This window comes from Amycolatopsis lexingtonensis (assembly GCF_014873755.1).
Taxonomy (GTDB): domain Bacteria; phylum Actinomycetota; class Actinomycetes; order Mycobacteriales; family Pseudonocardiaceae; genus Amycolatopsis; species Amycolatopsis lexingtonensis.
Genome location: NZ_JADBEG010000001.1, coordinates 9,515,056 through 9,529,673, shown reverse-complemented (window position 1 = coordinate 9,529,673; position 14,618 = coordinate 9,515,056). Strand labels below are relative to the sequence as shown.

Annotated in this window: 14 protein-coding genes; 2 read left to right on the top strand and 12 right to left on the bottom strand. The window is 71.9% G+C overall.

Annotated features, from left to right (window positions below; genetic code table 11):
* Positions 1-195: 195 nt before the first annotated feature.
* A complete protein-coding gene (locus H4696_RS44160) occupies positions 196-732 on the bottom strand; it encodes a ferritin (RefSeq protein WP_086863215.1) in 537 nt (178 codons plus the stop codon).
* A 47-nt stretch (positions 733-779) separates the two neighbouring features.
* Between H4696_RS44160 and H4696_RS44155 the strand changes: the two genes are divergently transcribed.
* The gene (locus tag H4696_RS44155) at positions 780-1,538 is read left to right on the top strand and encodes an SDR family NAD(P)-dependent oxidoreductase (protein WP_169735099.1); all 759 of its coding nucleotides are present in this window, start codon (positions 780-782) and stop codon (positions 1,536-1,538) included.
* 31 nt (positions 1,539-1,569) lie between these two features.
* Positions 1,570-2,187 carry a PaaI family thioesterase gene (locus H4696_RS44150; protein WP_086863217.1) on the top strand — a complete coding sequence of 206 codons (618 nt, stop codon included), beginning with the start codon at positions 1,570-1,572 and terminating at the stop codon, positions 2,185-2,187.
* A 74-nt stretch (positions 2,188-2,261) separates the two neighbouring features.
* Here the strand turns inward: H4696_RS44150 and H4696_RS44145 are convergent, their stop codons facing one another.
* From H4696_RS44145 to H4696_RS44095, 11 genes are all read right to left on the bottom strand, one after another.
* Positions 2,262-3,020, bottom strand: coding sequence for an MHYT domain-containing protein (locus H4696_RS44145; RefSeq protein ID WP_169735100.1), 759 nt, complete (start codon positions 3,018-3,020; stop codon positions 2,262-2,264).
* Positions 3,021-3,039: 19 nt separating this feature from the next.
* Positions 3,040-3,627, bottom strand: coding sequence for a GTP-binding protein (locus H4696_RS44140; protein WP_192782869.1), 588 nt, complete (start codon positions 3,625-3,627; stop codon positions 3,040-3,042).
* Positions 3,608-3,985, bottom strand: a complete 378-nt coding sequence (locus H4696_RS44135) for a DUF742 domain-containing protein (protein WP_086863219.1) — start codon at positions 3,983-3,985, stop codon at positions 3,608-3,610. Before H4696_RS44135 ends, H4696_RS44140 begins: the two co-directional genes overlap by 20 nt.
* The gene (locus tag H4696_RS44130) at positions 3,982-4,416 is read right to left on the bottom strand and encodes a roadblock/LC7 domain-containing protein (protein ID WP_169735101.1); all 435 of its coding nucleotides are present in this window, start codon (positions 4,414-4,416) and stop codon (positions 3,982-3,984) included. Before H4696_RS44130 ends, H4696_RS44135 begins: the two co-directional genes overlap by 4 nt.
* Positions 4,413-6,578, bottom strand: coding sequence for an ATP-binding protein (locus H4696_RS44125; protein ID WP_192782868.1), 2,166 nt, complete (start codon positions 6,576-6,578; stop codon positions 4,413-4,415). The genes H4696_RS44130 and H4696_RS44125 overlap by 4 nt, the downstream gene beginning before the upstream one ends.
* A 478-nt stretch (positions 6,579-7,056) precedes the next feature.
* Complete coding sequence (locus H4696_RS44120) at positions 7,057-8,511, bottom strand: hypothetical protein (RefSeq protein WP_086863977.1); 1,455 nt, start codon at positions 8,509-8,511, stop codon at positions 7,057-7,059.
* Positions 8,512-8,528: 17 nt separating this feature from the next.
* Complete coding sequence (locus H4696_RS44115; RefSeq protein WP_086863978.1) at positions 8,529-10,013, bottom strand: PKD domain-containing protein; 1,485 nt, start codon at positions 10,011-10,013, stop codon at positions 8,529-8,531.
* Between the two features lie 172 nt (positions 10,014-10,185).
* Complete coding sequence (locus H4696_RS44110; RefSeq protein WP_211299793.1) at positions 10,186-10,932, bottom strand: thioesterase II family protein; 747 nt, start codon at positions 10,930-10,932, stop codon at positions 10,186-10,188.
* Entirely contained in the window at positions 10,929-12,158 is a 1,230-nt protein-coding gene (locus tag H4696_RS51375; RefSeq protein ID WP_086863980.1) for a cytochrome P450, read from the bottom strand. The genes H4696_RS44110 and H4696_RS51375 overlap by 4 nt, the downstream gene beginning before the upstream one ends.
* On the bottom strand, positions 12,155-13,390 hold the full coding sequence (locus H4696_RS44100) for a cytochrome P450 (protein ID WP_158104403.1): 1,236 nt from the start codon (positions 13,388-13,390) through the stop codon (positions 12,155-12,157). The genes H4696_RS51375 and H4696_RS44100 overlap by 4 nt, the downstream gene beginning before the upstream one ends.
* Positions 13,387-14,607: a cytochrome P450 gene (locus H4696_RS44095; protein WP_086863982.1), complete on the bottom strand. Its 1,221-nt coding sequence runs from the start codon at positions 14,605-14,607 to the stop codon at positions 13,387-13,389. Before H4696_RS44095 ends, H4696_RS44100 begins: the two co-directional genes overlap by 4 nt.
* Positions 14,608-14,618: the final 11 nt, after the last annotated feature.

The following is a 14,618-nucleotide window of genomic DNA, read 5'->3' as shown; positions in this document are numbered from 1 at the left end:
GACGTCGCACGGCCAGGCCACTCCGCCGCCGGTGACCCGCTCGCCCCACGTCTTGAATGACTCATTCAGGTCTTCGGAGGTCCTGAATGAGTCATTCAAGACGCCGGCGCAACGCTGCGGACCGGCGCCCGGAAGACCGCCCGCGCGACCCGCCTCGGCGTCACGCAGGCGGCGCGGGCGAGAACCCGTGCAGCGTCAGAGCTTGCCGCCCGCCACCGGGGGCATGTCCGGGGTGTCCTCGATCTCCGTCGCCGACTCGCGGTACAGGTGGTTCTCGACCTCGAACAGGTTGTCGCCCGCCCGCTCGACGACCGTCAGCAGCGTCGCCATCTGGGCGACCTCCTCCACCTGTTCCTTGAGGAACCAGCCCACGAACTGCTCGCCGAGGTAGTCCTCCTCGGCGCGCGCGGCCTTCGCCATCGCCTCGATGTCCGTCGTGACCGCGCGTTCCTGCGCCAGGGCCAGCTCGATCACCTCGTGCACGCTCGAGAAGTCGTTCCGGACGTCGCCGGTGCCCGGGATGGCCACCGGGTGGTCGCGGTCGAGCAGGTACCGCACCATCGCCAGCGCGTGGTTGCGCTCCTCGATCGCCTGCCGGTAGAAGCGCTTGGCCAGCCGCGGCAGGTCGCGCGAGTCCAGCCAGACGGCGAGCGCGATGTACTGCTGGGCGGCGGTGAACTCGTGGCTGATCTGGGTCTGCAGCAGTTCGGCGAACTTCCGGGTCTTGGCCATGTCCCACAAGGTACGACGGAACCGGGTGCGGTTCTACGATCGGAGCCGTGACCAGCACACTCGACCTCGGCGGCACGATCACCTGCGTCACCGGCGCGGCGGGCGGCATCGGGCGCGGGATCGCGCTCCGGTTCGCCGCGGCGGGCAGCGCGGTGGCCGTGCACCACCGGCGTCCGGGCGCCGCCGACGACGTCGTCGGAGCGATCGAAGCCGCCGGCGGGCGGGCCCGCGCGTTCGCCGCCGAACTCACCGACGACGCCGCCTGCCACGCCCTGCTCGACGCCGTCGCGGAGTGGGGCGGGCGGCTCGACGCGCTGGTCAACAACGCCGGCGTCCAGCCGGTCGAACCCCTCGAAGACCTCACGGCCGAGCGCTGGCGGGCGATGCTGGACGCGACCCTGACCAGCGCGTTCTCCTGCACCCAGGCCGCGGCGCGGCTGATGGGCGACGGCGGCAGCGTCACGCACGTCGCGTCGATCGAGGCCCGGCAGCCCGCGCCGGGCCACGTCCACTACAGCTCGGCGAAGGCGGCGCTGGTCATGCACGCGCGCGGCGCGGCGCTAGAGTACGGGCCGCGCGGGATCCGGGTCAACACGGTGTCCCCCGGCCTGATCGACCGGCCCGGACTCGCGCGCGACTGGCCGGACGGCGTCGGCCGGTGGCACCGCGCCGCCCCGCTGGGCCGCTTGGGCACCCCGGCCGACGTCGGCAACGCGTGCGTCTTCCTGGCGTCCCCGCTGGCGTCCTTCGTCACCGGCCACGACCTCGTCGTCGACGGCGGCGTCACCGCCCGCCCGACCTGGTAACCTGAAACACGTTCTAGTTTCAGGGGGTGCGATGACCTTCCCGGTGGTCGACGGCGTTCCGCCCGGGCGTGCCCTGCTCGGCACCCGGATCCGCGAGCTGATCGAAGCCTCGGTGCGCGTGCGCGACGACGAAGCCGACCTGGCCGCCGCGGCGCGCCGGGTCGAGGCGGTGACCGCGGCCCTGCGCGCGGCCGGGGAGGCGCCGCCGTTGCTGCTGGCCGCCCTCGAAGGCGGCGGGCACCTGAGCGTCAACAACCCCCTGGAAGGACCCGGGAACCCGCTGGCCCCGCCGCTGTCCTGGGTGGCGGTCGGCCCGGAGTCGGTGCGGGCCGAGGTGCTGCTCGGCGCCGCGCACGAAGGCCCGCCCGGCCGGGTCCACGGCGGCTGGGTGGCAGCGGTCCTCGACCACGTCCTCGGCCGCGCCACGGCGGCGGCGGGGTACCCGGGGATGACGGCGTCGCTGACGGTCGACTACCACCGGGGCACGCCGTACGCGGTCCCGCTCGTCGCCGAGGGGCGCCTCGTCCGCCGTGACGGGCGGAAGCTGCACGCGTCGGGCACGCTGCGCGCGGGCGACGAGGTCTGCGCGACGGCGACGGCGATCCTGGTGCACTTCAGCGCGGACCGGTTCCCGGTCCCCACGGACTGACGCGGCCCCGCCCCAGAGGTCTTGAATGAGTCATTCAGGACCTCCGAAGACCTGAATGACTCATTCAAGACCACTCAGGAACCGACTGTCGTGTGCCGGGGTGCCTCCGAACTGGACGTCGCCATCAGCACCGCGCAGATCGGCACCGCCATCGCCAGCGCCGCCAGCACGAACACCGGGAACAGGAACGAGAACACCTCCGTGCCGGACGGGTCCGGGGCCGCCGGGTCGAGGTGGAGGCGGACCGCCGCCATGCCGGTGAAGTGCATGCCCGTCACCGCCGCGCCCATCACCAGGCCCGCCGCCAGGCGGGGCAGCAGCTTGTCGAGGCCGACCGTGAACCACAGGGCCGCCGTGGCCGCGACCACCGCGATGATCACCGACAGCACCACCAGCACCGGGTCGTAGCCGATCGTCCCCTTGATCTGCACCGCCCACATGCCGGTGTAGTGCATCACCGCCACCGCGAGCCCGGTCAGCAGGCCGCCCAGCAGCAGGCGGCGCCAGGCGGACCGGCTCCGGACGCCGAACACCAGCAGGCCGCAGAACACCGCCACTATCGAAACGATCGCCGACACCGCCGTGCGGAGGATGTCGTAGCGCACCGGCAGGCCCGGCGTCGAAAAGCCGAGCATCGCGATGAAGTGCATGACCCAGATGCCGACGCCGCCGATGGACAGCGCCGCGAGCCCCAGCCACGCCAGCCGGACGCGCGGGTGGTCGGTGGAGCGCGCCTGCAGCGTGCAGGCGAGCCCGAGGGCGCATCCCACCACCGACGTCAGGTAGGCGAGCACCACGAGCCAGTGCCCCATCGCGAAATCGTTGTGGTCCATCGGCATTTTCCCGCTCCTGTCAGGCTTTCCGCGATCGCGGTGAGTGGTGTTCGGCGAGCGCGTGCTCGGCGGCGGCGATGAGGGTCCGCTTCGTGGACTCCGGGGAACGCGCGTCGCAGGTGACGACCTCCACCGCCGGCGGGACCTTGAGGGCTTCACGCACCTGCGCGGGCGCGTGCTGACGGGTGTCCTCGAACTGGTTGATGGCCACCAGGAACGGCAGGCCGCGCGACTCGAAGAAGTCGATCGACGCGAACGAGTCCGCCAGGCGGCGGGTGTCGACCAGGACGATCGCGGCCACCGCGCCGCAGACCAGGTCGTCCCACATGAACCAGAACCGGTGCTGGCCCGGGGTGCCGAAGACGTAGAGGATGAGGTCGTCGGCGAGGGTGAGCCTGCCGAAGTCCATCGCGACCGTCGTCGCGACCTTCCCCGGCACCGCTTCGGTCCGGTCGACGCCGACCGCCGCCGTCGTCATCATCGCTTCGGTGCGCAGCGGGTCGATTTCCGAGACGGCGCCGACGAACGTCGTCTTGCCCGCTCCGAAGCCGCCCGCGACGACGATCTTGGCCGAGGTGATCAGTTTGTCAGAGTGCACGTAGTCCACTGAGGACCCTTTCGAGCAGGTCGTTGCGTTCGTCCCAGGAGGCGTCCGCGGTGAGCGTGTCGCGGATGGACACCTGGCCGGCGCTGAGCAGGTCGCCGAGAAGCACCCGCGCCACCCCGAGCGGCACGCCGAGGTGGGCCGCGACCTCGGCCACCGAACGCTTCTGCCGGCACAGCTGCGTCACCGCGGCCAGGGGGTTGGTCGGGCTGAAGGACGCCGTGCGCCCCTCCGCCGTCGTCTCGACGAGGGCTTCCACCGCCAGGTCGACCTTCGGCCGCGTGCGGCCGGCGGTCCAGGCGTAGGGCCGGGCCAGCGACGCCGTGTGCCGCCCGCCCTCGCGTCGCCGGCCGTCGGTCACCGGGCCGCCCCCGGGGAGGCCGCCGGCCGCGCCGGGGTCTCGACCACCTTCCCGACCCGGTCCACGAGCAGCGTCATCTCGTAGCCCACCAGGCCGATGTCGCAGCCCGGGTTGGCCAGCACCACCAGGTTGGAGCCGTCGCCGACGTTCATCAGCAGCAGGAAACCCTGCTCCATCTCGATCACCGACTGCACGACCCGGCCCGCGGTGAACAGGTCGGCCGTGCCGAGCGCGAGGCTGGAGAGCCCGGACGCGATCGCCGAGAGCTGGTCGCCGCGGTCACGCGGCAGGGTTTCGTTCGCCGCCACGAGCAGGCCGTCCGCCGAGACGAGCGCGGCGTGCGCCACCCCGGGCACCTCCTGGGTGAACGCCGACACCAGCCAGTTCCGGGACCCGTCGGTCACTTCCATTCCTTCCTGCCGGGTACTCATCGCTGCTCCGCGTCCGGCTCGGCCGCGACCCGGTGGCGGGCCGCGCGCATGCCGCTGTAGTGCCGGGAAAGGTTGTTCCGCACCGCGGCGGGGTCGCGGAAGGACTGGTCCGCCTGCTGCGGCCGGCGCGGGGCGGCCGAGCCCGGTGCCAGCTGGGCCCCGGGCTGCCGCTCCGGCAGGCCCGAGTCGGTGATCCCGGCTTCGCCGACGGTCCCGACCGCGGCTTCCGCGGCCTGCCGCACCTGGTCGGCGGGACTCGCCCAGCCGTCCGGCCGCGCCGCTTTCGGCGGGTCATCGGCGAACCAGTGCGACACCATCTGGTCGAAGATCGGGGTCGGCGGGTTCGCCATCGGCGCGGGACCGGGTTCTTCGGCGGGCCACCGGGGTTCGAGCTCGTGCCGCGCGTTGCCGTTGACCCCGCCCGGGGGCAGCGCGAGCGCGCCGGGCCGCGCCGGCAGCTCGACCAGCACCAGCGCGCCGGGGACGTGCACGCTGGCGGTGATGCCGGCGCTCGCGGTCCGCGTGGTCGTCGGCCGCAGCCGGACGGTGATCCCGTGCGAGGCGGCCAGCCTGCTCACCACGAACAGGCCCATCCGGCGGGTGGTCTCCGGGCTCACCGACGCGCCGGCGGCCAGCCGGGCGTTGGCCGCTTCCAGGTCTTCGCGGCTCATGCCGAGGCCGGTGTCGACGACCTCGACCAGCACGCCGCCGTCGAAGCCGCGGTCGGCGGTGAGCACGACCTGCTCGTCCGGCGGCGACGACCGGATCGCGTTCTCCAGCAGCTCCGCGAGGATGTGCACGACGTCGGCCGCGGCTTCGGCCTGCACCGAGCCGCGCGGCGCGTTGCCGAGGGTGATGCGCTGGTAGTCCTTGACCTCCGACGTCGCCGCCCGCAGCAGCTCGACCGTGGCGACCGGGCCGGTTTCCCGCCGGACCGGCCGGCCGCCGGCGAGGACCTGCAGGTTCTCGCCGTTGCGCCGCAGCCGGGTGGCGATGTGGTCGATCTGGAACAGCTCGGCCAGCCGCTGCGGGTCTTGCTCGTCGGCTTCGAGGTCCTCGATCACCGAAAGCTGCAGCTCCACCAGCGACTGGCTGCGCCGCGACAGCGTCATGAACATCTCGCTGACCTGGATCCGCATCTCGGCCTGCTCGCCGACGGCGAGCCGGACGGCCTGCCGGTGCATGTCGTCGAAGGCGCGGGCGAGCTGGCCGACCTCCTCCTCCGAGTCGACCGGGAGCGGCGGGGTCGCGCGCCAGTCGACGTCCTCGCCCTCCCGGATCCGCTCGATGGTGCCGGGCAGCCGGCGGCGCGCGGTGTCGAGCGCGGCCGCGTGCAGCCGCCGGATCGGGGCCACCACCGATCGTGCGACGGCGAGCGCGATGGCGAGGGCGCCGAGCAGCGCCGCGAGCACGAGTGCGGCGTCGCGCAGTGCGTCCGAGCGGGCGAGGTCGGTCTGCGCGCCGACCGCGTCCGAAAGCGTTTTCACCTGCTCGGCCAGTACGGTGCCGAGCACCGCGCGCTTCGCCGCGGGGCCGCCGGCACCCTGGCTGGTGGCCGCGGCGAACCGGGCGGCCGCCGCACCGGCCGGCAGCACCCGCCGGATCTGCCCGATGAGCACGGCTTCTTCGGCCGCGGCACGCTCGGCCACCGCGGCGGCGCCGCCGCCCGCCACCGCTTCCTGGACGGCGAGCACGGTCCTCAGCTGCACCAATCCCGCGCTGAGGCTCGCCGACGCGCCGAGATCGGCATTTCCGGCTTGGCCGACGACGCCCGAGATCACTTCGCTGAGCGCGACCGTGAAGTCGTGGTAGGCGGTGGTTTTCGCGCCCGCGGAACCGTCCAGCTGGCGCAGGTCGGCCAATTTCCCGAGCTGATCTTCCAATGTGCGCGCCAGTTGCGGGGTGAGCTGCGAAAATGCGGCGTCCCGGCGGACCGACGCGGCTTTCCCGTCGACGGCGGCGGTCTGCGCGGCGGCGCCGTCATGGATCATCTCGTCGTCGACGAGCCCGGCCAGTTCGGAAATCCCTTGCACGACGGGCATTTGATCGCGTACGGCGCTGAGCTCGCCGGCCTGGGCGAGCTCGCCCTGCACCCGGGCCCCGGCCAGTAGCAAGGCGACCAGGACGGGCAGCAGGAGCACAACGGAGATCTTGGTGCGCAACCCCCAGGCGCCCGGATTCCAGGAGGGGGTGGAACGACGTATGTCTTCTTTCATCGGTGGCGTGGCTCGATTCGTACCGGTGGCCCGAGAACGATTTCCGGTTCCTTTTCCGCGGAATTCAGGCGGTGACATAACCCCGGCCGGGCCGGTGCTGTCAAGGAACGCGAGCCGTTTCCCCCGTACGCATCAGCTACACAGGGTGAACTTCCACCGCACGTCTTTTTACCCTTGCGGAGGGTGAGATCGAGTCGAAGAACGCACGGGATCCCGTGCGGGGTAGGTGATTTTCCGTCTTGGCGGGACGAGCGCGTCCCGCCGAGGCGAAAGTGGACTCAGGGCCGCCCGAGCACAGACCGTGGTCCCCGCGCCCGAGCGCCCCAATGTGGCCTTGGGTGCGTCAGACGCACCCAAGGCGGCCTTCGGTGCGTCTCACGCACCGAAGGCCGCCTTGGGGCGCTTGAGACCGGGGCGGGCCGTGTCAGCTCGCGCGGACCGCGGTCACCCCGGTCAGCCGGTTGTCCACCGGGTGGCTGTCGCCGTCGTAGCGGCCGTCGAGGTTCGCCGTCACCTCGAACTCCGCCTGCCCCGCCGCGGCGTCGGCCGCCGTGTAGCTGTAGGCGAACGGGAACTCCACGCGGCTGCCCGCGGGCACCCACTGCGTCAGCTGCCCGACCTCCTCGAAGTACCCGCTCTCACCCTTCCGGCGCAGCGAGACGACGACCCGCTCGTCGTAGCGGTTGTTCACCACCGACACCTTGACCGGCTTGGTCTGCCCCGCGCGGGCCTGCGCGGGCAGCGACAGCCCGGTCAGCGTGACGTCGTGCGTCTCGACGTGCACGACCTGGCTGCCGGTCCCCGAGCGCCCGTCGTCGGTCGTCGCGCTGATCTCCAGGCGGTAGTCGCCGTCGGCGGCGTAGCGGTGCGTCAGCGAGGCGTTCGACGTGAGCGCCACCGACGTGCCGTCACCGAACTTCAGCTCGCCGCTGACCAGCGGGCGGCCGAGGCTGTCGCCCGCGTTCGGCGACATCTGGATGTCGTCGAACACCGACTTCACGCCGGAGTAGAGGTACACGTTGGGCGTCAGCGCCGGCGCGGTCGTCAGCCGGATGTCGTACCAGGACGCGAAGTCGGCGTCGGTGCCCACCCGGAGCCAGTACTGCTGCCCCGCCGTGGCCGTGAAGACCACGCGCTTGGTGCTGTCCAGCTCCCCCGCACAGTCCACTTCGGACAGCTCCGGGCCGCGGTACACCGCGACCGACGCCGACCAGCGGGCCCGCCGCTCCACGCTGATCGACCGGGTGCGGTCCGGGGTGTACCGGTACCACACCGAGTGGTCGGCCTCGGGATCACAGCTCGCCGTCACCTCGCCCGGCTCGCTCGTGGACCGCGACAGGTCACCCGAGAACGTCCCGGGCAGCGTGGCCTCGGCGGCCGCCGCGAAGTCGTCGTTCGCCTCCCTCGGGACACTGGAAAGGGCCAGCGTGGCCACCTGGCCGACGCCGGCGTACGGCTTGAACACCATGATGTGGTACGTCTGCCCGGCGGTGACCGGGAACGTCACCGACGGCCCGTTGTTCCACTGCGCGCAGGCGCCGGGCACCTGGGTCAGCGCCCCGCGCCCGCCGGTGTAGACGGCGATGAACGGCAGCTGGTTCGCGCCCGTGGGCAGCGCCCGGACGAACCCGTCGGCGGACGCGGTGTAGTCGTACCAGACGCTCGTCGCGAACGAGGAGTAGCACGAGGTCGGGTCGTCGGCGCTCTTCGTCGCTTCCCCGAAGTCCTGGGTCACTTGGAAGGGCAGTGCGGTGACAGCGGTGGCGGTGTCGAAATCGTCGTTCGATGCGACGTCGGCGTGCGCGGTGGCGGGTGCCACCAGCGCGGCCGCGACGGCGAGCCCGGCGACCAGCAGGCGCCGGAAAGCGGTGTGCCTCATCTTGTTCCCCCCAGTGTTCAGACGGCGGCGATGCGCGTGCCGCTCGGTTTGACGGTCGTGGCGATGGCGATCACTTCGTTGTCCGACAGCCGGGCGTCGCGCAGCGGGTAGTCCAGCTTCAGCTCGGCGCGGAAGGTGACCTTGCCGTCGACCGCGTCGTCGGGGGTGAAGGTGTAGGCGAACGGGAACCGCACGGTCTTAGTGGAGCGCGCGGGCACGGTCAGGGTGAGCGTGGCGATCTCCCGCCAGTACGGCCCGTCGTTCCTGGACAGCACGACCGTCGCCGTTTCGGTGTACCGGGTGTTGCTCACGTCGACCGAGATGGGCTTGCTTTCCCCGGCGCGGGCCGCGGTGGGCACGGTGAACTTGGCGATCCCGACATCGTGGGTGGTCACCGTGACCTGCGTCGTCTTCGTGGCCGTGCGGCCGTCCGGCGAGGTCGCGTGGAGGGTGACGGGGTACGTGCCGTCGTTGGCGTAGTGATGGGACACGGACCCGGTGGTCGCCGGGGCGGTGGCGCCGTCACCGAAGTCCCAGGAGACGGTCATCGGCTTGTCGATGTCGTTCCAGGACTCCGCGGAGAACGAGACGTTGTCGTAGACCGTCGGGTACGACGGCGACTGGGAGATCGACGGGTCCAGCGCCGGCGCGTCGTCCAGGAAGAGCGTGGTCGGGTTGTAAGTCTGGGACGGACCGGTCACGCGGACGTAGTAGGTCGTGCCGGTGGCGGCGCGGAACGCGGTGGGCGGCCCGAACGAGTCGTTCTTGCAGGCGACCTGCTTCAGCTCCGGCAGGCTGTTGCCGGTGTAGACCGACACGGCTCCATCCCCCGTGGTCCGCGCGGTGACCGACTTCGCCTCCCCGGTGTTCGTGTAGGCGTACCAGACCGAGGGGACGAGGTTGCCCTCGAACTGGCAGGTCGACTCCGGCTCGTCGGCTTCGTAGGAGGCGACCGAGAAGTCCGGCTGCGCGGAGAACGGCAGCGACGGCACGGGCTGCGCGTTCGCGTAGTCGTCGTTGGCCGCGGGCGGCACCGAGGCCAACGAGAGCGACAGCGCTCCGCCCGGCACGTCGTAGCCGGAGATCATGATGGAGTACGTGGTTCCGGCCTTCGCCAGGAATGTCGCGTCCGCGCCGATGCCGCAGCCGTTGTCGACGCCGCGGAGCGCGCCACGCGTTCCGGTGTGGACCGCGAGGATCATCTCGGGGTCGCTGCCCTTGGTCGAGGCGCGCAGGTACCCGTCCGCGGTGGCCGTGTACCGGAACCAGACGGACGCCCGGACGTCGGACGACTGGCACCACGACGGGTCGTCGACCGCCCGGGTGGCCTCGCTCGTGTCCTGCTGCGCGGTGAACGGCAACGCGGTGATCGCCGTCGCCTGGTCGAAGTCGTCGTTGGACGGTGGCGCCGCGTGCGCGACGCCCGGTACGAGCAGCGCGAACGCCGCCGTGATCGCGGTGGCCAAGGCGATCCGGCCGCGCGATCGCAACGAAAGCAGCACGAGTCATCCCCCCAGATGTGTCCCGTCCCCACACTCGCGGTGAGGATCCCCGCCGGGCACATCGACCGGAGGGGGTCCGGTGTGACCGATCCGGCCGGAATTAGCCCGGACGTCGCAACCGTGCTACTCCGGGTAGACCGCGGGGTGCGGACCACCCGCACCCCGCGGTCCGCTACCGGGCGGGGACCCGGCTCAGCCGCTCGCTCATCGTCCGCAGCAGGACGTCCTGGTGGCGGGTGAGGAAGAAGTGCCCGCCGGGCAGCGGGACCAGTTCGAAGCCACCCGTGGTGTGCTCCGCCCACGCCGCGACCTCGTCGACCGACGCCACCGGGTCCTCGGTGCCGGTGAACGCCACCACCGGCGTCGCGAGCCGGACGCCCGGCGGGTGCCGGTAGGTCTCCACCGCGCGGTAGTCGTTGCGCAGCACCGGCAAGATCATCCGCACCACCTCGTCGTCGCCGAGGAGACCGGCTTCCGTGCCGCTGAGGCGGCGCACCTCGGCCAGCACCCCCTCGTCGGAGCGGGTGTGGACGCGGTCGTCACGGTAGCGGTCGGGCGCGCGGCGGCCGGAGACGAACAGCGCCACCGGCGCCGGGCCCGAGTCCTCCAGCCGTCGCGTCACCTCGTACGCCACCATCGCGCCCATGCTGTGCCCGAACAGCGCCAGCGGCCGCTCGCCGAGCCCGCGCAGGAGGGCGGCGATCTCGTCGGCGAGCCCTTCGACGGTGGGGACGAAGGGCTCCTTCCGGCGGTCCTGCCGCCCCGGGTACTGCACCGCGAGGACTTCGACGTCCGGGGCGAGCGCCCGCGACACGGGGAAGTAGAACGACGCCGAGCCGCCCGCGTGCGGCAGGCACACCAGCCGCGCCTTCGCCGCCGGTGCCTCGTGGAACCGGCGGAACCAGCGGTCCGCGGTCACCACGTGACCGGGAGCTCGGCGACGCGGTAGACGCCCAGCCCGCCCGGCGGCACCTCCTCGGCGGGGACGGCCAGCCGCAGGCCGGGGAGCCGGGTGAACAGCGTCGAGAAGACGACCTCGAGCGCGGCCGTCGCGAAGTTCATCGCGACGCACTGGTGCGGGCCGTGGCCGAAGGTCAGGTGCGTCTTGTGGTCGCGGCGCAGGTCGAGCTCGTGCGGCGCCGGGAACGCCTCGGGGTCGCGGTTGACCGCCGGCGTCGCGAGGATGACGCCCTCGCCCGCGTGGATGGTCTGGCCGCCGACCTCGATGTCCTCGGTGGCCAGGCGCGAGATGATGTCGCCCGCCGAGATGTAGCGCAGCAGCTCCTCCACCGCGCGCGGTGCCGCACCCGCCGGGTCGGCGCGCAGGACGTCGGCCTGCGCCGGGTTGTCCAGCACCGCGAACGCGCCGAGGGAGATCATCGTCATCGTGGATTCGTTGCCCGACACCGTGACCAGCATCGCCGAGTTGAGCAGCTGCTGGAAGCCGATCTCGTCGGGCCGCTCGTCGAAGCTGGTGACCATGTGTGTGGCCAGGTCTTCGGCCGGCTCGGCGCGCTTGCGCTCGAAGAGCTTGGTGTAGAAGTCGGACAGCGTGTAGATCGCCGGCACCATCATGTCCGGCCGGGTCGCCAGGTACTGGACGTGCTCGGTGTAGACCGCGCGGTCCTCCTCCGGCACGCCGAACAGCTCCGCCATCATCAGCGACGGGAACGGCACCGCGAACGCCGAAACGAGGTCCGCGCCCGGGCCGTCGGCCAGCATGCCGTCGATCAGCTCGTCGACGATCTTCTGGATCTTCGGGCGCATCGCCTTGGCCTGGCGCAGCGTGAAGCTCGGGATCACCAGCTTGCGCTGGGCGTTGTGCTCCGGGTCGTCGAGCTGCGCGAACGTCAGCGCGTCGCCCTCGGGCACCGGCTGCGGCATGCCGGTGCCGGGCATGATCTTGGCGTTGTTCGGGAAGTCGGGGTGCGAGCGGGCGGCCGAGAGCCGCGGGTCCGACAGCAGCGCGCGGGCTTCCGCGTAGCCGGTGACGACCCAGGCCTGCTTGCCGTCGACCAGCTTCACCTTCGACAGCGGTGCCTTCTCGTGGAGTTCGCCGTACGCGGCGGGCGGGTGGTACGGGCACTTGCCGCGCGGCAGCGGGAACGACGGCGCCTCGGTGGCGGGGTCGAGGGTTTCGGTCACGGGAGGTCTCTCCGATCGGTGGGGGTGTTGGGGGTGATACTGACGACCAGCGGGACCCGCTTCGGTCCGAACAGCAGATGGGATTCCTGGTACTCGACGACGCCGTCGACCGTCCACATCGGAAGGTGGTCGAACAGCGCGTTCAGCGCACCGGTCAGCTCGACGCGCGCGAGCATCGCGCCGAGGCAGAAGTGGATGCCGTGCCCGAACGTCAGGTGGCGGTTCGGGCTGCGGCGGATGTCGAACACGTCCGGGTCGGCGAACACGGCGTCGTCGTGGTTCGCCGAAAGCATCCACGGCACGACGACCGCGCCCGCCGGGATCACGTGCCCGGCGACCTCGGTGTCCACTGTGGTGTAACGCTGCAGCCGGGTGGACGGCGGCCGGCACCGCAGCACTTCTTCGATCGCGCCCGGGATCAGCGCCCGGTCGGCCCGCAGCGCGGCCTGCGCTTCGGGGTGCTCGGCCAGCAGCACGAGGGCGTGACCGAGCACGGCGGCGGTGGTGAGGTGCCCGGCCTGCAGGATCTGCACGGCCAGGCTCGCCACCTCGGGGTCGGCCAGCTGCTCGCCGTCCAGCCGCGCGCGCACCAGGTCGGAAATCAGCCCGGGCTCCGGTTCGGCGCGCCGGCGCGCGCACAGCTGGAGCAGGTAGCCCATCAGCTCCAGGAACGGGCCGCCCAGCGCGTTGTCCGCCGCCGCCCGCACGGCCGCTTCGTCGGTGAGGTCCGGTGGTTCGATGGCCATGATCTGCTCGACCAGCGACCGGAACGCGCCCGCGTCGGCGGCCGGGATGCCGAACAGCTCGGCGATCATCGTCGCGGGCAGCTCGACCGTGAAGTGCTCGACCGCGTCGAAGCCGCCCGACGGCGCCCGGTCGAGCAGGTCCACCGCGATCTCGGTCACGCGCGGGCCGAGATCGCGCATCTTCCGCGGGGTGAACGCCTGCGCCGCCAGCCGCCGCAGCTTGCCGTGCTGCGGCGGGTCGGCGACGAGCATCATCCCCTCGGTCAGGTTCGGCACGCCCTCGGGCAGCACCCGCGCCGGGTTGCTGGAGAACGTCGCCGGGTCCTTGGTGACGCGCTCGACGTCGGCGTGGGCGAAGACGTGGTGCGCGCCGGACGCGTCGACGTGCACCCCGCCGTCCTCCCGCTTGCGCCGCAGCCAGGCGAGCTGCTCGCCCGGGCCGAACCGCGCCGACGGGACGTCCTCAGTGGACAGTGTGCTGGTCACGCCCGCCGCACCCGGACGCGGACGCTCTTCGGCGTGAACAGCTCGCTTTCGTAGAACTCGACCGGCTCGTCGGTCAGGACCTCGATCGAAGAGTAGCGGCGCAGCAGGGCTTCGATGCCGAACTTCGCCTCGGTCTTGGCCAGCGCCGCGCCGAAGCAGTAGTGGATGCCGTGGCCGAAGGTGAGGTTGCGGGCGGCGCCGCGGTCGATGTCGAACGCGTCCGGGTTCGCGAACACCTTCTCGTCGTGGTTGGCCGACAGCAGCGACAGGAAGACCATGCTCTTCGCCGGGATGGCGACGCCGCCGAGTTCGGTGTCGGTGGTGGTGAACCGCTGCAGGCGCGGCACCGGCGGGGTGAACCGCAGTGCCTCGTCGACCGCGGCCGGGATCAGCGCCGGGTCGGTGCGCAGGCGCGCCTCGACGCCGGGGTGCTCGCCCAGCCGCAGCACGAAGTTCGCCAGCACCGAGGCCGAGGTGATGTGCCCGGCCTGCAGCAGCTGGATGGCGAGGTTGACGGCTTCGTGGTCGGCGAGCCGCTCACCGTCCACTTCGGCCTGGAGCAGGTCGCTGATGAAGCCGTCGCGCGGGTTCGCGCGCAGCTCGGCGCAGAGGCCGGCCATGTACTGCTGCATCTGGACGAGCGGGCCGAACATGGCCGCCTGCATGGCGGCGTCCATCTCGGCGGCGTCGTTCGGGTTCGGCACGGTGACCTGCAGCAGCGCCTCGGTCCAGGCGATGAACTGCGGCAGGTCGGTCTTCGGGATGCCGAGCAGCTCCGACACCACGACCAGCGGCAGGTACTGCGAGAACGCCGTGACGAAGTCGAACTCGTCACCGGGGACGGCGTCGAGCAGCTCCTCGGCGATCTGCGCGATGCGGTCGTTGAGGTCCTTGACGCGCTTCGGGGTGAACGCCGCGCTGGCGATCCGGCGGACCTTGGTGTGCGCGGGCGGGTCCATCACCGCGAGCATGCCGGCGGACAGCTCCGCGGCGGCCTGCGGCATCACGTGCGACGGGTCGCTGGAGAACGTGCCGGGGTCGGCCAGCGCCTGCTGCACCTCGGCGTAGGTGAACACGTGGTGCATGCCGAACGGGTCGCGCAGCACCGGGTTGGCCGCGCGCATCCGGCCCAGCCACGGCAGCGTGTCCGACAGTCCATAACGGACGGACGGGGGCAGCAGCGCCGGGTCGATCTGCGGCATGACGAAGTCGGTCATCTTGTTCCTTC